At 66.0% G+C, this 19,032-nt stretch carries 18 protein-coding genes; 6 read left to right on the top strand and 12 right to left on the bottom strand.

The window, feature by feature from the left end:
• Nucleotides 1-11: 11 nt before the first annotated feature.
• On the bottom strand, nucleotides 12-536 hold the full coding sequence (locus AC1RGU_RS05745; protein ID WP_070059531.1) for a gamma carbonic anhydrase family protein: 525 nt from the start codon (nucleotides 534-536) through the stop codon (nucleotides 12-14).
• A 39-nt stretch (nucleotides 537-575) separates the two neighbouring features.
• On the opposite strand from AC1RGU_RS05745, the gene AC1RGU_RS05740 reads away from it, so the two are divergent.
• Together AC1RGU_RS05740 and AC1RGU_RS05735 are read left to right on the top strand one after the other, a co-directional pair.
• Nucleotides 576-1,388 carry a ferritin-like domain-containing protein gene (locus tag AC1RGU_RS05740; protein ID WP_492695302.1) on the top strand — a complete coding sequence of 271 codons (813 nt, stop codon included), beginning with the start codon at nucleotides 576-578 and terminating at the stop codon, nucleotides 1,386-1,388.
• On the top strand, nucleotides 1,385-2,065 hold the full coding sequence (locus AC1RGU_RS05735) for a pentapeptide repeat-containing protein (RefSeq protein ID WP_492695300.1): 681 nt from the start codon (nucleotides 1,385-1,387) through the stop codon (nucleotides 2,063-2,065). Before AC1RGU_RS05740 ends, AC1RGU_RS05735 begins: the two co-directional genes overlap by 4 nt.
• A gap of 3 nt (nucleotides 2,066-2,068) precedes the next feature.
• On the opposite strand, the gene AC1RGU_RS05730 is transcribed toward AC1RGU_RS05735, so the two are convergent.
• The 9 genes from AC1RGU_RS05730 to phnD all read right to left on the bottom strand — a co-directional run bounded on the left by AC1RGU_RS05730 (nucleotide 2,069) and on the right by phnD (nucleotide 10,182).
• Nucleotides 2,069-2,521 (bottom strand): MaoC family dehydratase, encoded by a 453-nt coding sequence (locus AC1RGU_RS05730; protein ID WP_062474638.1) that lies wholly within the window; start codon nucleotides 2,519-2,521, stop codon nucleotides 2,069-2,071.
• Between the two features lie 39 nt (nucleotides 2,522-2,560).
• A complete protein-coding gene (locus tag AC1RGU_RS05725; protein WP_492695298.1) occupies nucleotides 2,561-3,694 on the bottom strand; it encodes a thiolase family protein in 1,134 nt (377 codons plus the stop codon).
• 95 nt (nucleotides 3,695-3,789) lie between these two features.
• Nucleotides 3,790-4,371 (bottom strand): TetR/AcrR family transcriptional regulator, encoded by a 582-nt coding sequence (locus AC1RGU_RS05720; RefSeq protein ID WP_062474634.1) that lies wholly within the window; start codon nucleotides 4,369-4,371, stop codon nucleotides 3,790-3,792.
• 45 nt (nucleotides 4,372-4,416) lie between these two features.
• Nucleotides 4,417-5,409, bottom strand: coding sequence for a Bug family tripartite tricarboxylate transporter substrate binding protein (locus tag AC1RGU_RS05715; RefSeq protein ID WP_492696445.1), 993 nt, complete (start codon nucleotides 5,407-5,409; stop codon nucleotides 4,417-4,419).
• A gap of 44 nt (nucleotides 5,410-5,453) precedes the next feature.
• Complete coding sequence (locus tag AC1RGU_RS05710) at nucleotides 5,454-6,422, bottom strand: Bug family tripartite tricarboxylate transporter substrate binding protein (RefSeq protein WP_062482231.1); 969 nt, start codon at nucleotides 6,420-6,422, stop codon at nucleotides 5,454-5,456.
• Between the two features lie 73 nt (nucleotides 6,423-6,495).
• Nucleotides 6,496-7,599 (bottom strand): iron-containing alcohol dehydrogenase PsrA, encoded by a 1,104-nt coding sequence (psrA, locus tag AC1RGU_RS05705; RefSeq protein WP_492695295.1) that lies wholly within the window; start codon nucleotides 7,597-7,599, stop codon nucleotides 6,496-6,498.
• Between the two features lie 50 nt (nucleotides 7,600-7,649).
• Nucleotides 7,650-8,468 carry a phosphonate ABC transporter, permease protein PhnE gene (phnE, locus tag AC1RGU_RS05700; RefSeq protein ID WP_492695293.1) on the bottom strand — a complete coding sequence of 273 codons (819 nt, stop codon included), beginning with the start codon at nucleotides 8,466-8,468 and terminating at the stop codon, nucleotides 7,650-7,652.
• The gene (gene phnC, locus AC1RGU_RS05695) at nucleotides 8,465-9,322 is read right to left on the bottom strand and encodes a phosphonate ABC transporter ATP-binding protein (protein WP_492695291.1); all 858 of its coding nucleotides are present in this window, start codon (nucleotides 9,320-9,322) and stop codon (nucleotides 8,465-8,467) included. Before phnC ends, phnE begins: the two co-directional genes overlap by 4 nt.
• A complete protein-coding gene (phnD, locus tag AC1RGU_RS05690; RefSeq protein ID WP_139705648.1) occupies nucleotides 9,319-10,182 on the bottom strand; it encodes a phosphonate ABC transporter substrate-binding protein in 864 nt (287 codons plus the stop codon). Before phnD ends, phnC begins: the two co-directional genes overlap by 4 nt.
• A 250-nt stretch (nucleotides 10,183-10,432) precedes the next feature.
• Here phnD and AC1RGU_RS05685 point away from each other — a divergent pair, with 250 nt between their 5' ends.
• The gene (locus AC1RGU_RS05685) at nucleotides 10,433-11,317 is read left to right on the top strand and encodes a LysR substrate-binding domain-containing protein (RefSeq protein WP_062482221.1); all 885 of its coding nucleotides are present in this window, start codon (nucleotides 10,433-10,435) and stop codon (nucleotides 11,315-11,317) included.
• A gap of 14 nt (nucleotides 11,318-11,331) precedes the next feature.
• On the opposite strand, the gene xerD is transcribed toward AC1RGU_RS05685, so the two are convergent.
• Nucleotides 11,332-12,246 (bottom strand): site-specific tyrosine recombinase XerD, encoded by a 915-nt coding sequence (gene xerD, locus AC1RGU_RS05680; protein WP_492695288.1) that lies wholly within the window; start codon nucleotides 12,244-12,246, stop codon nucleotides 11,332-11,334.
• A gap of 67 nt (nucleotides 12,247-12,313) precedes the next feature.
• Complete coding sequence (locus AC1RGU_RS05675) at nucleotides 12,314-13,288, bottom strand: tripartite tricarboxylate transporter substrate binding protein BugE (protein ID WP_070059541.1); 975 nt, start codon at nucleotides 13,286-13,288, stop codon at nucleotides 12,314-12,316.
• A 116-nt stretch (nucleotides 13,289-13,404) separates the two neighbouring features.
• On the opposite strand from AC1RGU_RS05675, the gene AC1RGU_RS05670 reads away from it, so the two are divergent.
• The 3 genes from AC1RGU_RS05670 to AC1RGU_RS05660 all read left to right on the top strand — a co-directional run bounded on the left by AC1RGU_RS05670 (nucleotide 13,405) and on the right by AC1RGU_RS05660 (nucleotide 19,020).
• On the top strand, nucleotides 13,405-14,322 hold the full coding sequence (locus AC1RGU_RS05670) for an AEC family transporter (RefSeq protein ID WP_492695286.1): 918 nt from the start codon (nucleotides 13,405-13,407) through the stop codon (nucleotides 14,320-14,322).
• A 271-nt stretch (nucleotides 14,323-14,593) separates the two neighbouring features.
• Entirely contained in the window at nucleotides 14,594-17,185 is a 2,592-nt protein-coding gene (locus AC1RGU_RS05665; protein WP_492695284.1) for a type VI secretion system Vgr family protein, read from the top strand.
• Nucleotides 17,182-19,020 carry an esterase/lipase family protein gene (locus tag AC1RGU_RS05660; RefSeq protein WP_492695282.1) on the top strand — a complete coding sequence of 613 codons (1,839 nt, stop codon included), beginning with the start codon at nucleotides 17,182-17,184 and terminating at the stop codon, nucleotides 19,018-19,020. The genes AC1RGU_RS05665 and AC1RGU_RS05660 overlap by 4 nt, the downstream gene beginning before the upstream one ends.
• Nucleotides 19,021-19,032: the final 12 nt, after the last annotated feature.

Genomic DNA, 19,032 nt, shown 5'->3' with positions numbered 1-19,032 from the left:
GCCTGCGCGGGTCAGGCGATTTTTTTCAGGCCCTTCGCGAAGCGATGGGCGTTTTCTACATAGTGCTCCGCACTCTGGCGCAGCTTGGCGGCGGCCGCATCGTCGAGCGTGCGCACCACCTTGGCGGGCGAGCCGATGATGAGGGAGTTGTCGGGAAACTCCTTGCCCTCGGTCACGACGCTGCCGGCGCCAACGATCGAATTGCGGCCGATCTTCGCGTTATTCAAGACCACCGCCTGGATGCCGATCAGCGAGTTGTCGCCGATGGTGCAGCCGTGCAGCATCACCTGGTGCCCCACCGTCACGTTGTCGCCGATGGTCAGCGGGCAGCCGATGTCGGCGTGCAGCACCGACAGGTCCTGGATGTTGCTGTTGCGCCCGATGGTCAGCACCTCGGTGTCGCCGCGCAGCACGGCGCCGAACCAGACGCTCGCGTTCTCGGCCAGTTCGACATTGCCCATGACCTGGGCGCTGTCCGCGACCCATGCGCCTTCGCCAAGGCGCGGTGCAATGCCATCCAATTCGTAAATCGCCATCGTGGTTGTCTCCGGAGGGGCAAAACTAGAATTGTAGGGATGCACCCCCGATTGAGCGCGCTGGCCGCACTGCGCCTGACAGACCCCGACGACAAGGTGGCCGCCACGCGCGCCACGGCTGCACAGGCAGCTACCATTTCCATAGCACTCGAGCCCCTGCGCACGCCCGGCGACGACGACGGTGTGCCCGGCCGCCCCGAGCGCCCGCTGCGCGTGGCCGCCACCGCCGTGCAAAAGCGTTCGCCCTTCACGCCGGAAGGCCGCGCCGCGCTGATCCATTCGATCTGCCACATCGAGTTCAACGCCATCAACCTCGCGCTGGACGCCGTGTGGCGCTACGACGGCATGCCCGAGGCCTACTACCGCGACTGGCTGCGCGTGGCCGACGAGGAGGCGCAGCACTTCACGATGCTGCACACGCACCTGCAGGGCATGGGCTGGCGCTACGGCGACTTTCCGGGCCACGACGGCCTGTGGAACATGTGCGAGAAGACCAAGGACGACGTGCTCGCGCGCATGGCGCTGGTGCCGCGCACGCTCGAGGCGCGCGGGCTCGACGCCACGCCGCTGATCCAGTCAAAGCTGAAACGCGTGAACACGCCCGATGCGCTGCGTGCGGTCGAGATCCTCGACATCATCCTGCGCGACGAAGTGGGCCACGTGGCCATCGGCAACCACTGGTACCGCTGGCTGTGCGAACGCGCCGGGCTCGACGCCGAAGCCAACTACCCGGCCCTGGTCGCGCGCTACGACGCGCCGCGCCACAAGCCGCCTTTCAACCTCGAAGCACGCGGCCGGGCGGGCTTCAGCCCCGCAGAGCTGCGCGCGCTGACCGACTCCCGCCCCGAATGACCGAAGTGATTTCCGACCAGACCTGGTCACGCGCCGAGCTGCAGGCCTGCCTGCAAGGCCGCGACACGCCGCCGCATTTCGAACGCTGCCATTTCGACGAGGCCGACCTGTCGCGCCTCGATCTGCGCGGCGCGCAGTTCACACTGTGCAGCTTCGCCGAAACCTCGTTCGACCGTGCGCAGCTGGCGGACACGCGCTGGGTCGGCTGCCGCGCGCGCCAGGCCGACTTCGGCCTCGCCGACCTCACGAACGCGCGCTTCCAGGACTGCGACCTGAACAACACGCAATGGGCGCGCACCAAGCTGGCCTCGGCGCTCTTCACGGGCGTGAAGCTCACCGGCGCGCACTTCGGCGAGGTGTCGGCGCTGGGCGTCGTGTTCAAGGATTCGCTGCTGGTCGACGCGCGCCTGCGCGGCCTGTCGTTTCGCAAGCAGACGCTCGCGCAGCTCGACCTGTCGGAGGCCGACCTGTCGGGCTGCGATTTCCGCGAGACCATCTTCGAAGGCGGCAGCCTGCGTAACGCGCACCTGAAGCTCGCGCGCTTCGAGGGCGCCGACCTGCGCGACGTGGACCTGGGCGGCCTGCGGCTGGCCAACGCCGCGCCGTTCAAGGGCGCGACCATCTCCCACCGCCAGGCCGCCGCGCTGGTCGAGGAACTGGGCCTGCGCGTCGTCTGAAATTCAGGACGTCGCGGTGCGGCTGTGCACCACCAGCTTCGGCGTGAAGTACTGAAGCACCTCGCCGCGCTGGTTGCGCGTCTGGCAGCGCATCGAGACCATCGCGCGGCCGGGCTTGGAGCGCGAGGGCGTGATGTCGACCACCTCGCTCACCACGTGCAGCACGTCGCCGGGCCGCGTGGGCTTGGGCCACTGCAGCTCGCCGCCCGAACCGATGATGCCGTCGGCCAGCGGGATGCCGCTGTCGACCAGCAGCTTCATCGTGAGCGCCGCCGTGTGCCAGCCGCTCGCGGCCAGCCCGCCGAAGAAGGTGTTCTTGGCGGCCTCTTCGTCGGTGTGGAAGGGCTGCGGGTCGAACTGCTGCGCGAAGGCCTTGATCTGCGCCGCGTCGAGCAGGTGTTCGCCGCTCTGGAAACGGTCGCCGACCTTCAGGTCTTCGAGATACAGCTTGTCCATGGGAGTCTCCTTGTTGCGTTGCCCGTCATTCTCGGGCGATCAGATGCGCTCGAGGATGGTGGCGATGCCCTGCCCGCCGCCGATGCATTGCGTGGCCAGCGCATAGCGGCCGTTCTCGCGCGCCAGCAGCGCCGCCGCCTTGCCCGTGATGCGCGCACCGGTCGCGCCCAGCGGGTGGCCGATGGCCAGGCCGCCGCCGTCGAGGTTGACGGTGGCCGGGTCGAGCCCGAGGTCGCGGATGCAGGCCAGCGCCTGCGACGAGAAGGCCTCGTTGATCTCGACCACGTCGAGGTCGGCCACGCTCAGGCCCGCACGTGCGAGCGCCTTGCGCGTGGCGGGAATCGGTCCGATGCCCATGACGGCCGGGTCGACGCCCACGGTCGCGAACGAACGGATGCGCGCCAGCGGCTTCAGGCCGTGCTTGGCGGCGAAGGCGTCGCTGGTGACCAGCACCACGGCCGCACCGTCGGTCAGCGGCGACGAGGTGCCGGCCGTGACCACGCCGTCGGGTCGGAACGCGGGCTTGAGGTTGGCCAGCGCCTCGGCCGAGGTCGAAGGGCGGATGCAGCCGTCGGCATCGACCACCTCGCCGGAGGCCAGGCGCACTGGCACGATCTCGCCGGCCAGCCGGCCCTGCGCACGCGCCTCGGCCGCCTTGCGATGCGATTCGACGGCCAGCGCTTCCTGGTCGGCGCGGCTCACGTTCCAGCGCTGCGCGACGTTCTCGGCGGTCTCGCCCATCGAGATGTAGGCATCGGTGCTGGCCAACAACTCGGGGCTGGGCGAGAAGTTGAAGCCGCCCTGCGGCACCATCGTCATCGACTCCACGCCCACGCACAGGAAAGCGTCGCCCATGCCCGCCTCGATCTGCGCGGCGGCGATGTGCACGGCCTGCATCGACGAGCCGCAGAAGCGGTTCACCGTCATGCCGCCCACCTCGTGCGGCAGCCCGGCCAGCAGGCCGACGATGCGCGCCAGGTTGTTGCCCTGCGACGCCTCGGGGTAGGCGCAGCCCAGGATGATGTCTTCGAGCAACGCCGGGTCGAGGTCGGTGCGCTGCAGCAGGCCCTGCACCACGCCGGCGGCGAGCGTGTCGGGGCGCACTTCGGCCAGTGCGCCCTTCTTCGCGAAGTGGAACGGGGAACGGGCATAGGCGGAAATCACGGCTTTCATGGGAACACTCCTTGGAGAAAAACTACCTTCCAATCGGTAGGCTTCGGGGTTCAAAAAAAAGGCACGTCCGGCGTGCCCGTGGTGAAACGGATCGGTCAGTCCAGCGGCAGCGCACGCCGCAGTTGCGCGATGGCGTCGTCGAAGTCTTCGACGCGCCCCGTCATGCGCGACGCGAGCAACGCGCCCTGACACGACGAGAACACGAAGGCCGCGAGCGAGGCCACGGGGTTGTCTTTCTGTGCCTGCGCCGGCACCAGCGCGCCGAGCACGCCGGTGAGCCACATCACCTGCGTGTTGCGCAGCGCCTGCACGGCCTGGCGCAGGTCTTCGTTGATGCAGTCCCAGCCCGGCGCCAGCGCACCCGCCGGACACAGGCCCGCGCCGGCCTTCAGCGTGTTGCGGTACATGCGGAAATAGGATTCGAGCGCGTCCTTGGGCTCGCGTGCGCGCGCCGCCACCCAGTCCTTGAAGCCCTGCGTGGCGCCCTGGATCACCGCGATGCCCAGCGCTTCCTTGGTGGGAAAGTGGTGGTAGAGGCTCGCCTTGCGCACGCCCACCGCGTTGGCCACGTCCTGGAAGCTGAAGCCCAGGTACGAACGGGTTTCGATGAGCCCACGCGCCACCGCGAGGATCTGATCGCGGGTGCCGCCGGGGGCCAGGGTGGAAGCGTCGTGCATCTACCTACTATAAGGTAGGGAATCTCACCCCTGCAAGCGCCGGGGTCAATCGGCCTTGATGCCCGCGGCCTTCACGATGCGGCCGTTGCTCTCGAACTCGCTGGCGATTTCCTTGGCGAAGGCGGCCGGCGTGCCCGGGGCGGGCACGTTGTCGGTGGCCGTGAGCTTGGCGCGCAGCTCGGGGCTGGCGAGCGCCTTGTTGATCTCGGCGTTGTACTTCGCGACCAGCGCCGCCGGCGTTCCCGCAGGCGCGAACACACCGAACAGCGAATGGATGTTGGCCGCGCTGTAGCCCAGCTCGGCCAGCGTGGGCACCTGCGGCAGGCTCTCGAGCCGCGCGGGCGCACCGGCCGCCAGCGGGCGCAGCTTGCCCGACTGGATGTGCGCCGACAGCGTCGGGCTGGCGTTGGTCGACAAAATTTCGAACTGCCCGCTCAGCGCATCGTTGAGCTGCTGGCCGCCGCCCTTGTAGGGCACGTGCGTGATATCCACGCCCGCCGTCGCCTTCACCTGCTCGAGCACGATGTGCCCCAGCGAGGCCGGCCCCGACGTGGCCCAGCGCACCGCGCCGGGCTGCGCCTTGGCTTCGGCAATCAGCGCACGAAAGTCCTTCGCCTTGCTGGCGGGCGTGGCCACCAGCAACACGGGCGAATACATCACGCTGGCCACCGGCACGATGTCCTTCAGCGGGTCGAACGGCAACTTGCCCAGGTGCGGGCTCAGCACCAGCGGGCTGATGGCCGAGAAGCCCAGCGTCGCGCCGTCGGGCGCGGCCTTGGCCACCGCGTCCATGCCGATGGCGCCGCTCGCGCCCGCGCGGTTGTCGACGATCACCGTGGTGCCCAGCTGCGCGGCGAGCCGGTCGCCGAGCGCGCGCGCGACCACGTCGCTCACGCCGCCCGCCGGGTAGGCCACGATGAGCCGCACCGTGCGCGGCACGGCCTGCGCATGCGCGCCGCTGGCCGCACACAGCGCCGCGGCGGCGAGCAGCCGGGTCGTGGTGCGGCGCGAAGGCTTGGAGGCGGCGAGGAAGTTCATGGTGTCGATGAAAGGCATGCGTCGAGGAGAAGAAGAAAGATCGGTCAGTCCAGCTGCAGCTTGCGCTCGCGGATCAGCTTGGACCATTTCTCATTGTCCGCCTTGACGAACGCCGCAAACGCCGCCGGGCCGAGCGGATGCACCTCGGCGCCGGCCGTCGCGAACTTGGCCTTGATCTCGGGCGTCGCCAGTGCCTTGGCGAGTTCACCCGACAGGCGATCGACCACCTCCTTGGGCATGTTGGCGGGGCCGACCAGCCCCTGGAAGCCGACTGCCTCCATGCCTGCGAGGCCCAGCTCCTTCACCGTCGGCACGTCGGGCAGTTGCGGATCTCGCACCGGGCCGGTCACGGCCAGCGCCTTGAGCTTGCCGCCCTTCACCTGCGGCAGCAGCACGCTGCCCGCGTCGATGAGGATCTGCGTCTGGCCGCCGAGCAGGTCCTGCACGGCCGGCGCGCTGCCCTTGTACGGCACGTGCGTCATGTCCAGGCCCGTCACCTGGTTCATGAGCTCGCCGTTCAGGTGCGTCGAGGTGCCGTTGCCACCCGAGGCGAAGTTGACCTTGCCGGGCTGGCCCTTGGCCCACGCCACGAACTCCTTGAGGTTCTTCGCCGGATGGTCCGGGCGCGTCACCGCGATATAGCTGCCCTGGCTGATCTGGCCGATGTAGGTGAACTGCTTGATCGGGTCGTACGGCGGCTTGCTCTGCAGGTACGGCGCGATGGCGAAGGGGCCGGTGTTGGCCAGCAGCAGCGTGTAGCCGTCGGCCGGCTGGCGCGTGAGCTCGGTCGCCGCGATCATGCCGCTGGCGCCGGGCTTGTAGTCAACCACCAGCTGCTGCTTGAGCGCTTCCTGCAGCGGCACCTGCACCGTGCGCGCCGCGAAGTCGATGCCACCGCCGGGCGGGTAGCCAACGATCAGGCGGATGGGCTTGGCGGTGGGAAAGCCCTGGGCGATGGCAAGGCCGGCGGTCGTGGCCAGTGCGAGGCCGGTGCAGAGTCTGCGAAGGTTCATGGATGTCTCTGGATCTCTCTTGAAGGGAGCGTCCATTTTGAAACATCCCGGGGCCGTGCGGCCCCTGCGCAACTCAGGCTTGCTGCACCTGCACGTCGTTGCCGATGAAGTTGCGCCCGCGCGCCCCGCCCTGCGCATGGCGCAGCATCTCGCGCGCCTCGTCCTCGCCCACGCCGTAGTCGGCGAAGCGCGTCTTCACGCCCAGCGATTCGATGAAGGCCGCGAGCTGCGCCGGCGCGTCGGCCAGCGGCATGCGCAATGCCTGCGCCAGCACCGCGTCGCGGTCGGGCCGCCGGCCGATGGCGCGCGCCAGCACCATCGGCAGCGGGAACGAACAGGCGATGCCGTGCGGCAGGCCGTAGCGCAGCGTCATCTCGTACGAGATGGAATGCGCGAGCGCGGTCTTGGTGTTGGAAAACGCCATGCCCGCCTTCAGTGCCGCGAGTGCCATGCGCCCGCGCAGGTCGACGTCGTCCAGCCGCGCCATGAGCTGCGGCAGCACCTCCAGCGTGTCCTGCACGGCCGCCACGGCGAAGGTGTCGGACAGCGGATTGGCGTTGACGTTCCAGATGGCTTCGAGCGCATGCGACAGCGCATCGAGCCCGCTCTGCAGCGTGACCGCCGCCGGCAGCGACAGCATCAGCTCGGGGTCGATGACCGCATAGGTCGGCCAGGTCTGCGGCAAATGCAGCGAGTACTTCTTCTGCCGCTCGCGGTCCCAGATGGTGGCCCACGGTGTGACCTCGCTGCCGGTGCCGGCCGTGGTGGGCACGGCGATGAGCGTCTTGTGGCGCGTGGCCACGAAGGGCCGCTCGCCCGCGAGGCCCGCCACCAGGTCCGCGAAGCGCCCGTGGTCGTCGGCCACCATCAGCGCCTTCGCGGTGTCGATGGCGCTGCCGCCGCCGACCGCGACGATCACCTCCACGTCGACGTGCGTGCGCCAGAACCATTCGTAGGTCTCGGCCAGTTCCGCGACGTCGGGGTTGGGCCGCGTCTGGTCGAGCGTGCAGGCCAGCGCGTCGCCGAGCACCGACGCCAGCCGGTCCAGCAGGCCCAGCGCGCGCGCCTCGGGAAAGGTCACCAGCGCGGCGCGCCGGCCTTCAAGCAGCTTCGGCAGGGACAGCAGGGCCCCTGCCCCGTACACGCTGTGCACGGGGTTGTGGTAGTTGGCGCTCATGGGAAAGTGGCTTCAGGAGGCGGCAAGAGCCGCAGGGAGGGAGCGGGCCATCAGCGCGCGCCCTGCTGGATCCAGCCGCGCAGCCGGGTCGAGAGGTAGTCGGCCGTCATGACCATCACGACGATCACCAGGATGCAGGTCGCCGTGTCCTGGTACTGGAACAGCTTCATGCTACCCACGAGCTCGAAGCCGATGCCGCCCGCGCCCACCATGCCCAGCACGGTGGCCTGGCGCAGGTTGGTCTCGAAGCGGTAGACGATCACGCCGATCCACGCGGTGACCACCTGCGGAATCACGCCGAAGATGATGGTCTGGATCGGCCCCGCGCCGGTGGCGCGCAGCGCTTCGATCGGGCCCTGGTCGATCTCCTCGATCGACTCGGCGAAGAACTTGCCGAGCATGCCCGCACCATGCAGCGCCAATGCCAGCACGCCGGGGAACGGACCGAGGCCCACGGCCGCCACGAAGATCAGCGCCAGGATGATCTCGTTGATGCCGCGCGTGATGTTCAGCACCTGCCGCATCGCGTGGAACACGGCGACGTTCGGCGAGATGTTGCGCGCCGCGAAGAAGCACAGCGGCACCGCAAGAATCACCGCCAGCAGCGTGCCCCACAGCGCGATCTGCACGGTCTCGATGGCCGGCCTTACGAGCTTGCCCATGAACTCCCAGTTGGGCGGCAGCATGCGCCCGAGGAAGTCGGCGATCCAGGGCATGCCCTTGCCGAGTTCGCTGAAGCTCACCTGGCTGCCGATGGCGGCCCACCAGAGCACACCGATGCCGGCGAGCACGGCCACGGCGTATTTCCACCAGCCGGGGTTGCCGGCGCTCTTGGCGATCAGCAGGTTGTAGCGTCCGAGGGCGATCATGATTGCTCCATGGCGAGTTGCGGGGCGGTGCGCGCCGGCGCCGCATGAAGGGCCGCGGCGGGCACGCTCGGCGTTGCGGTCTCGGGCTCAGCGCCCGCCGCGGCGGCTTCGGTGCCTTCTTCCACGCCGCCCGGATAGATGAGGTGCAGCACCTCGTCGGTCAGCTCCTCGGGCCGGCCTTCGAACACGATGCGCCCGGCCGCCACGCCGATCACGCGCTGCGCGAACTCGCGGGCGTAGTCGACCTGGTGCAGGTTGCAGATCACCGTGATGCCGTCCTGCCGGCTGGCCTGCTTCAGGTAGTTGAGCACCTTGCGCGAGGTCTTCGGGTCGAGGCTGGCCACGGGCTCGTCGGCCAGGATCACCTTGGGCTTTTGCGCCAGCGCGCGCGCAATGCCCACGCGCTGCTTCTGTCCGCCCGAGAGCGTGTCGGTGCGCAGGTCGGCCTTGGGGTCGAGCTCGACGCGGCGCAGGCATTCGCGGGCGATGGCGATGTCCTTCGCGGGGAACACCTGGAACCACGACAGGAGCGCAGGCATGGAACCCAGCCGCCCCGTCAGCACGTTCTTGAGCACCGACAGGCGCGGCACCACGTTGTAGTGCTGGAAGATCATCGCCACGTCGCGGCGCACCTTGCGCAGGCCGGCGCGGTCACCGCGCGAGCGCTCGCCGTCGACGTGAATCTCGCCTTCGCTCGGCTCGGCCAGGTGGTTGATGCAACGCAGCAGCGTCGACTTGCCCGCACCCGACGCGCCGAGGATGACGACGAACTCACCCTTGGCCACCGTGAGGTCGACACGGTGAAGCGCGGTGAAGTCGCCGTAGCGCTTGCACAGCCCGCGGATCTCGATCATTTCATCTTCCTCAGGTCGAGGTTCAGCACCTTCGCCGTGTCGCGGATGATGTTGTAGGCCGCGTCGTTGGTCGGATGGAAACCGTTGAGCAGGCCCTGGTCGGACCAGGGGATGTCCTTCACCTGCAGGAAGGCGGCCTGCACGCGCGTCTTCAGGTCGGCGGGCAGGTCCTTGCGCCACACGGTGGGCGACTCGGGAATGGGTTCCGACTTCCAGACTTCGACCAGGTCTTCACGCTTGACCAGTCCCTTGGACACGGCGGCATCGAGGATGCGGTCGGCGATGGCCGCGGCATCGACCTTCTTGTTCTGCACCGCGATCGCGCTCGAGTCGTGCGAGCCCGAGAAGATCACGCGGCCGAAATCCTTGTCGGGGTTGAAGCCCGCCTTCAGCAGGCCGGCCTTGGGAAACAGATGGCCCGAGGTGGAGCTCGGGTCGACGAAGGCGAAGGTCTTGCCCTTGAGGTCGGCCACCGTCTTGATGCCGGTGTCCTTGTGGGTCACGATCTGGCTGTGGTACGAGGTGCGCCCGGCCTTCTTGGTCTCGGCCACCGCGAAGGCCTCGATGTCGGCCACCGTGGTGCCCAGCACATACGAGAACGGGCCGAGGTAGGCCACGTCGAGCCGCTTGGAACGCAGCGCCTCGATCACGCCGTTGTAGTCGGCCGCCACGAAGGGCTTGACCGCGAAACCGAGGGCCTTGGACAGCATGTCCATCATGGCCTGGCTGTTGGCGATCATGGCGCGCGAGTCCTCGGAAGGAATCAGCCCGACAGTGAGAACCTGCTGTGCCCGTGCCATCGGCACGAAGGCGGACGCTGTCACGGCGGCAGTGCCGAGCAGCAGCTTTCTACGCTTCATCATGGTTGTCTCCAGTGGTCTGCGTTGCATGGAATCCTCAGGTCGTTTCGAAGGGCAAAAGTACCCGTCTCGGGTCTTCCAGTCGTGCGTGTCATGGTCATGACAACGCGAGGATTCGGGACGTCCGGCGTGTTTCTGTCGAGGCCTGGTCCGTCTTGAGCGCGAGTACATCACTGGTACTCATATCGATCAAATTCAAATTTTTTCGATGATCTATATACTGAACCTATAGATAAGAAAGGCTCCCGCGATGCGCCTCACCCAGCTGCGTTCCTTCTATGCCGTGGCCCGCGAAGGCAGCTTCACGCGGGCCGCCGAGCACCTGCATGTGAGCCAGCCCACCATCACCACGCAGGTGCGCTTTCTCGAAGAGGCCTACCAGGTCGAGCTCTTTCACCGGCGCGGCCGGCGCGTGCAGCTCACCGAGATCGGCGAGCAGCTCATGCAGCTGGCGCAGCAGATCTTCAGCCTCGAAGGCGATGCGGTGGCGCTGCTCGGCGACGCCGGCAAGCTGCGCACCGGCCACCTGCGCGTGGCGGCCGTGGGCCCGTACCACGTGACCAAGATGCTGGTCGACTTCAGCCTGCGCTACCCCGACGTGAAGGTCACGGTAAGCACCGGCAATTCACAGGACGTGCTCGACCGCCTGCTCGACTACAGCGCCGACGTCGGCGTGCTCGCGCAGCTGGTGCGCGACGACCGGTTTCTGTCGGTACCCTTCAGCCAGCACCCGGTCGTGATGTTCGTGCCCTCCACACACCGCTTCGCGAAGCGGCGCAACATCCGGCTCGCCGAGCTGCAGGGCGAGCGGCTCATCCTGCGCGAGCAAGGATCGACCACGCGCAAGGCGCTCGAACTGGCGCTCGCGAAAGCCAAGGTCGAGGTCGACGTGGTGATGGAGATCAGCAGCCGCGAAGTGATCCGCGAAGCCGTGGCGCAAGGCCTGGGCATCGCGGCCGTGTCGGGCGTGGAGTTCGTGCCGGGGCCCAACCTGCACATGGTCGGCTTCAGCGACACCGAAATTTTTACCTACGCCCACGTGCTGTGCCTGGCCGAGCGGCGCGAGATGCGCATGGTGAGCGCCTTCTACGACACGCTGGTGCCAGCCATCGAAGCGCGCAAGCGCAAGAGCTGAGAACGAACGCCGCGTCAGCCGCGCGGATGGTGCGCCGCGTGCAGCTGCTTCAGGCGCTCGCGCGCCACGTGCGTGTAGATGGTGGTGGTCGAGATGTCAGCGTGGCCCAGCAGCAACTGCACCGCGCGCAGGTCGACGCCATGGTTCAGCAGGTGCGTGGCGAATGCGTGGCGCAGCGTGTGCGGCGACAGCGGCACGTGGATGCCCGCCGCGGCCGCCTGCTTCTTCACGATGACCCAGAACATCACGCGCGTCATGCCCGCGCCGCGTGCGGTCACGAACAGGTCGGGCGTCTGCTGGCCGTCGAGGATCACGGGACGCGACTCGTCGAGGTAGCGCTCGATCCAGCGCCGCGCCTCGGCGCCGAAGGGCACGAGGCGCTCCTTGTTGCCCTTGCCGAGCACGCGCAGCACGCCATCGTTGAGGCTCATGTCGATCGCCTTCAGCGCCACCAGCTCGCTCACGCGCAGGCCGCTCGCATACATCAGCTCCAGCATCGCGCGGTCGCGCAGGCCGAGTGGGCTCTCGACATCGGGCGCGGCCAGCAGGTCGTCGACCTGCTTCTCGGACAGCGTCTTGATCGCGCGCGGCATCTGGCGCGCGGGCATGAGGCGGATGCTCGGGTCGGCCGTGATGCGCCGCTCGCGCAGCGCCCACCGGTAGTAGCGCTTGAACACCGTGAGCCGCCGGTTCGCCGAGGTCGCCTTGCCCTTGGTGGACAGGCGCACGCCCATGTAGGCCTGCAGGTCGGTCTCGCGCGCGGCGTCCAGCCCCATGCCGCCCCGCTGTTCGCGCAGCCACTGCGCGAACAGCGCGAGGTCGCGGCGGTAGGCGGCCAGCGTGTTCTTCGACAGCCCGTCCTCGAGCCAGAGGGCGTCGATGAAGGTGTCGATGTCGGCGGTGGGGGGAGCGGCGGCGGCCTCGGTCATGCGATGCAAGATAACAAAAGAAAAAGCCGCCCGGAACGCGGGCGGCTTTTGTGGGGAGCGAAGCCGGTCAGTCGAGCTTGAGGTTCTGCTTCTTCACGACCTGCTTGTACACGTCGAACTCGGCCTTGATCTGCGCGGCGAACTGGTCGGGCGTGTTGGCCACGATCAGCGAGCCCGTGTCTTCGATGCGCTTCTTCACAGCCGGATCTTCCACCGCCTTCTTCACGCCCGCGTTGATCTTGTCGACCACTTCCTTCGGCAGGCCCTTGGGGCCGAGGATGCCGTAGTAGGCCATGCGGTTGACCGGCTCCAGGCCGACTTCCTTGAAGGTCGGCACGTTCGGCAGGCCGGCCACGCGCGTCGGCGCCGACACCACGATCGGCACCAGGCGGCCGCTCTGGATGAAGGGCATCGCCGAGGGCAGGTTGTCGAAGATGATCGGCACCTGGCCGGCCACCACGTCGTTCAGCGCCGGGCCTGCGCCGCGGTACGGGATGTGCGTGACGAAGGTGGTGGTCAGGCTCTTGTACAGCTCCATCAGCAGGTGGCCGATGCCGCCCGTGCCCGACGAGGCGTACGAATACTTGCCCGGGTTCTTCTTCAGCTCGGCCACGAACTCGGCGTAGTTCTTGGCCGGGAAGCTCGGGTTCACCGCGATCACGTTCGGCGTGGCCGCGATGTTGATGATCGGCGTGAAGTCGGTGATCGGGTCGTACGGCGTCTTCGGGTTGATGGCCGGATTGGCCGCCGTGCTCGACACCGTGGCCACGCCCAGCTTGTAGCCGTCGGCCGGTGCGCGCGCGGTTTCGGCCGCGCCCACGATGCCGCCGCCACCGGCGCGGTTGATCACCACCACGGGCTGGCCCAGCACCTTGCCCAGCGGGTCGGCGATCACGCGCGCCACGATGTCCGTCGTGCCGCCGGGTGCGAACGGCACGCTCAGTTCGACCGGCTTGGTGGGATAGCCCTGCGCGAAACTCTGGCCTGCCACTGTGACCAGCGCGGCAGCGCCCACGAACGCGCTCCATTGACGACGTTGCATCGATAACTCCTTGACTTGACGGGACCGGCCGGGGCGGCCGGAAAAAAGCGAAGCCCGGATGCTAGCGGGTCGGGGCTTTCCGTCATGCTGTGGAATACCCACGGTTGTGCCGGTTTATGCTCGAAGCGGTGAACTACGCGCAGCTGCTCTTCCCCGATTTCTCCCTCATCGCCATCGGCTGGCTCCTGTGCCGCTACACCGCGCTCGACCGCCGCGTGTGGGACCAGGTCGAGAGCCTGGTGTATTACTTTCTATTTCCCGTCCTGCTGTTCCATTCGATCGTGCGCAGCCCGCTCGACTTCGGTGCGACCTCGAGCCTGCTGACCGCGGGCGTGGGCGTCGGGCTGGCCGGCATCGCGATGGCCTACGCCCTGCCCTTCGTGCCTGGCCTGCGCACGCACATCGACCGGCACGACCATGCCGCGAGCGCGCAGATCGCGTTCCGCTTCAACTCCTTCATCTGCCTGGCGCTGGCCGAGCGGCTGGCCGGGCCCGAGGGCCTGCTGCTGATCGCGGTGTTGATCGGCGTGTGCGTGCCGATGTTCAACATCGCCGCCGTGTGGCCGATGACGCGGCATGCGCAAACCGGCTTTGTGCGGCAGCTGGTGCGCAACCCGCTGATCGTGGCGACGCTGGCGGGGCTGCTGGCCAATGTGCTGGGGCTCACGGTGCCTAGCTGGTTGACGCCTACGCTCACGCGGATCGGGGCTGCGTCGCTGGCGTTGGGGCTGCTGGCGGCGGGGGCGGGGATGCAGTTTGCGACGTTGGGGAGGGGGAAGGTGTTGGCGGTGTCTGTGCTGGCGATACGGCATTTCTTTTTGCCGCTCGTGGCTTGGGGGTTGTCGCTTGCACTGAAGCTGGACGCTACGCAGGCGTCGGTGTTGATGGCTTTTTCTGCTGTGCCTACTGCTTCCAGTGCTTATGTGTTGGCGGCGCGGATGGGATACAACGGGCCTTATGTGGCGGGGTTGGTGACGCTGTCTACGATCTTGGGGGTGGTTAGTTTGCCGTTTGCGTTGGCGTTGCCGCGTTAGATTGTTGAAAACAAGCAACACCCAGCCCGCGCTGCGCCAGCGGTCCCTCTTTTGCTTTCGTAGTCCTCGTCATCGACTGGCATTGCAGCGGTCTCTGCAAACTACTTCGCACTCCCTTTGAGTTTGTCCGCAGGCAGGCGCCACGTGACCATTGTTTGCTTTGGTGCAACGTGCGCACGCCCCAGACTTTTTGACCGATCACTCGTCAAAAGTCCAACGCGTGCCTTCCATCTTTACCACTTCACGAACCATCTCCGTCAGCAGCGCGGCCATGCCCAGCCTGCTGGCCGAGCCAGCGCTCGAATTCAAGTCGCTCGACGGCAGCGAGGCACTGGGGGAACTCTTCGAATACACCGTCCGGCTGCAGACCCCCGACAGCCCGGAACTCACTGACTTTCTGACGGCCAACGTACCGGTCAAACAGCTGATCGGCAAAGAATTCTGCATCCGCATCGAACTCGACGGCAAAGGCATCGGAGCAACAACTCGCATTGGCGCGGGCACACGCGAAATCAATGGTCTGGTGACAAGTGCACGGTTTGTGCAACACGAGAACCGCCGAGGCATCTACGAAGTCGTCCTGCGGCCTTGGTTGGTCTTGGCCACACGCACCAGCGACTACAAGATCTTTCAGAACAAGACCCCGCTGCAGATCGTCGACGAGGTGCTCACCGACTACAGCTTTCCGACCGAAAAGCGGGTCACCCATCACTATCCGCAGCGAGTGTTTCAGGTCCAGTATGGCGAAACCGACTTCGAGTTCATTACGCGGCTGATGCAGGAATTCGGCCTCTACTATTTCTTTGAGCACAAGGACGGCGCGCACAAACTGGTTCTGGTGGACGATGCCGGCGCACACATGAAGTTCGGGAGTGAGGCTTACCACACGATTCACTACTACCCGCCAGGCCACAAGATCGATGAGGAGTATTGCCACGACTTCTGCAGCATCGAAAACCTGGAGTCGGGCCGTTGGGTGACGGACGACTTCGACTTCACGCAACCCCGAGCCCGGCTGCGGCAGTCCTCCGAAATGCCGCGCAATACCGGCAACAACGCGCAAGAGATGTACAAGTGGCCCGGCGACTACACCGACCCGGGCGAAGGCGGCGATTTCGCACGGACGCGCATGGAAGCGACGGGCGCACCCGGCAGCCGCGGCAGAGGGAGCGGCAACCTGCGGGCGGTGGTCACGGGATGCACCTTCTCGTTGGCCAACTACCCTCAAGACTCTGCCAACCTCGAATACTTGGTCATTGCCAGCACCTTGCGCCTGCACGAGAGCGCACATGCCAGCGGCCAGGAAGACTACGTTTGCCATACCGATTTTCAGGTTCAACCCGCTGGCAACATCTTTCGCTCGCCCCAGACCCAGCCCAAACCCGGCACCATGGGCCCGCAGACGGCGATCGTCGCCGGCCCCGCCGGGCAGGAAATATGGACCGACGAGTACGGACGCATCAAGGTCAGCTTTCACTGGAACCGCTACTGCACCAAGGACGAACACTCTTCCTGCTGGATTCGTGTTTCATCGCCCTGGGCTGGCACTCAGTTTGGCGGCACTCACGTTCCACGCATCGGACAAGAAGTGATCGTCGACTTCGAGAACGGCGACCCCGACCGTCCCATCGTGATCGGACGCGTCTACAACCGGCTCAACATGCCGCCGAGGCATCTGCCCGAACAGAAAAATCTCTCGGGCTTTCGCAGCCGCGAACTGAGTGCGGATGGCAGCGGCCTCGCTACGCGAGGTAACCATCTCGAGCTTGACGACCATCCCGGCAAAATTCAGGCGCAACTCAAGAGCGATCACCAGAGCAGCAGCCTCAGTCTCGGGCACATCGGGCGCATTGAAGACACCGCTGGCCGCAAAGATGACCGGGGCCAAGGCGTCGAACTGCGTACCGACGGCCATGGTGCCATCCGTGCCGCCAAAGGCTTGCTCGTCACCACGCAGGCAAGGCCCAATGCCCAGGCGCACATCACTGACATGGGCGAAACGGTTGCCCGCCTGGCCGCCGCACGCGATCTGCACGAGGGGATGAGCCAGACGGCACAGCAGGCCAAATCGCATCTGCCGGGCGATCAGGATGTCGTCGCGAAGGTCCTGAAGACGCAGAACGATGCGATCAAAGGTGATGGCGGTCTCACTCCGGAAGGCCAGTTTCCTGAACTCAACGAACCTCATCTGGTCTTTGCCAGCCCAGCAGGCATTCACAGCGCCGCTGGCACCACCACGCACATTGCCAGCATCGCACACAACGCCTTGACCAGCGGTGGTCATACCAGCATCAGCGCAGGCAAGAGCTTGCTGGCCAGTGTCAAGGATGCCGTGCGTCTCTTTGCCTACAAGGCCATTCGTTTGACTGCGGCCACTGCAGGAATCGACATCGTAGCACTGCAAGACAGCATCAACCTCGTGGCCAGGCTCAACATCAGACTGGAAGCCAACAGGATCAGCATCACTGCCAAGGAAGAGATTCTGATCAACGGAGGAAGCAGCTACACCTGCTGGAATGCCGCGGGCATCGTGCATGGCACCAACGGTGTGTGGCGTGCTCAGGCAGCCACCCACAGCTTCGCGGGACCCGTCAGCAGAAACGCCGAGATGAAGAATCAGGACGTGAATGCGCCGTTCGATCAGGAGGTAATTTTTCACCACCCCGACGACAAGAAAACGCCCGCAGCCAAGCAGCTTTTCGAACTCACCCGAGATGACGATCCGGCGCCGCCTGCCGGTGATCCGGCCGGGAAAGGCGGCGCTACCACGGCCACCGATGGCGCCACGCGCCTGCAGCGTTCCGATGGACCGGAGATCTATCGGGTGCGGTGGCTGGGAAAAAACAAGAACGGGAGCAAATGATGGCCGTACAAGGCGAAGACGAAGACGCGTGGCTGGATTTCAGCCTGGGGATGGGTGGGTTTGCCGATGTGGCGGTCGCAACCACCCCAGTGGCGGACAAACGCAAGGTTCATGTGCGTGTACCCCCAGGTAAGCTGATTCCTGTCATTTTTTTGCCCGGCATCATGGGCAGCAATCTGCGCCTGTCGCGGGACCGCCAGACGCAACTCAAGCGCAGCGACAACCTCTCCTGGGGGCCCGACAAGACGGGGGATGCCCTGGCCCGCCGCAACGCCAGCCCCGCCGAGCGGCAGATGCGCCTGGACCCGGATGAAGTGGAAGTGGACCGCTACAAAGTGACCGACAACGGCGCCGAGCGTTTCGATGCCACTGGAAACGAAACCATCAGCTCCGACCAGCGCCACAACAATGTTCCCGATGACCTGGGCGACATCGGCAAGCTGCTCGTCAGTGACCCCAAAGTCGATCCTCAGCATCCACTAGCGAGCAACCGGCAGAGCTTTACCGCGGCACAAAAGGCCAGGGCACGCGGCTGGAGCGAGGTCATGTTCGGCTCCTACGGAGACATCATCAAGCGTATGGAGCAACAGCTCAACAACATGCTGCAGGGGGCTGGCGAGAACATGAAAGTTTCCGCATCTTGGTCTAACAAGGACAACCCCGAGGCCCTGGTAGGAAGGCCACCCTCGAGCTTCGGAGGGCAAAGCGGCGAACCGCTGACGGAAGACGAACTCAAGAAGATCGGCGATTGCTGGTACCCCGTGCACGCCTTTGGCTACAACTGGCTCAAGAGCAACGGCGACGAAGCGAAAGCCCTGGCGCCGAAGATCGACAAGCTGGTGGAAACCTACAGCGAGAACGGTTTCAACTGCCCCGGCGTCATCCTCGTAACCCACAGCATGGGCGGAATTCTGGCGCGCGCACTCCTCCGCACGAAGCACAGCAAACTCAAGAGCAAGGTACTGGGCATCGTGCATGGCGTGATGCCCACGACCGGTGCAGCGGCGGCCTACAAACGCATGCGCGCGGGCTTCGAGGGTGGCAGCCTCTTGAACGTGAAGGCGAACATCATCCAAGGTGTGCTGGGCGACAACGGTGCGGAAGTAACAGCGGTATTGGCCAATGCGCAAGGTGGACTGGAGTTGTTGCCGGCAGCAGCCTACGGCACGCAGTGGCTGCAGGTGCAGGACCAAAGTGGAAAAGTTCTGGCTACGCTGCCCCAAGAAAATTCTGTGGATGAAATCTATACGTTGGGATCAAGGAGATGGTGGCGGTTGATCAATCCCGATTGGATTGATCCAGCGGAGCAGATAAAAATGTCTCCGAAGAAAGGCGGCAAGACCAAAGAGCAGATTGGCCCGGAGGCGACAGCCGAACGCATCAAGGAGGCCATGAGATTTGCCAACGCGATCCAGGACACCTTCCACGATTGCACGTACGCGCACTATGGCAGCGATCCAGATCAACCAGCCTGGAATGAGGTCGTCTGGCGCGTTGTCGATGGCGACCCCGCCGCGGCGGGCCCGCCATCGACGTGGACGCTGATCAGCGACGACGGCATCGGCAGGCTGCGTGTTCAAGGCGCCTACGGAGTGGAACTCCAACTCAAGCTCCAGTCTCCAGATACGGCAGCGGACGGAACGGTACCCGTGCAACGCAGCGCGGACAAGGTGCAGGCCCGGATCAAGTTCGTCCAGACGGGCTACGACCACCAGGGCAGTTTCATGAACAGAGGCGCCATCGCCGCGACTTTGTATGGCATCGCGCGGATTGCCAATGCCTACGACCCCGCATGGTGGGCCAAGAAGGACTGGGACTATCCCCAACAACAGTGACTGACAAAGGAA

The organism is Variovorax sp. GW823-FHT02B07 (assembly GCF_058797695.1).
This window is presented reverse-complemented; position numbering and strand designations above follow the sequence as displayed.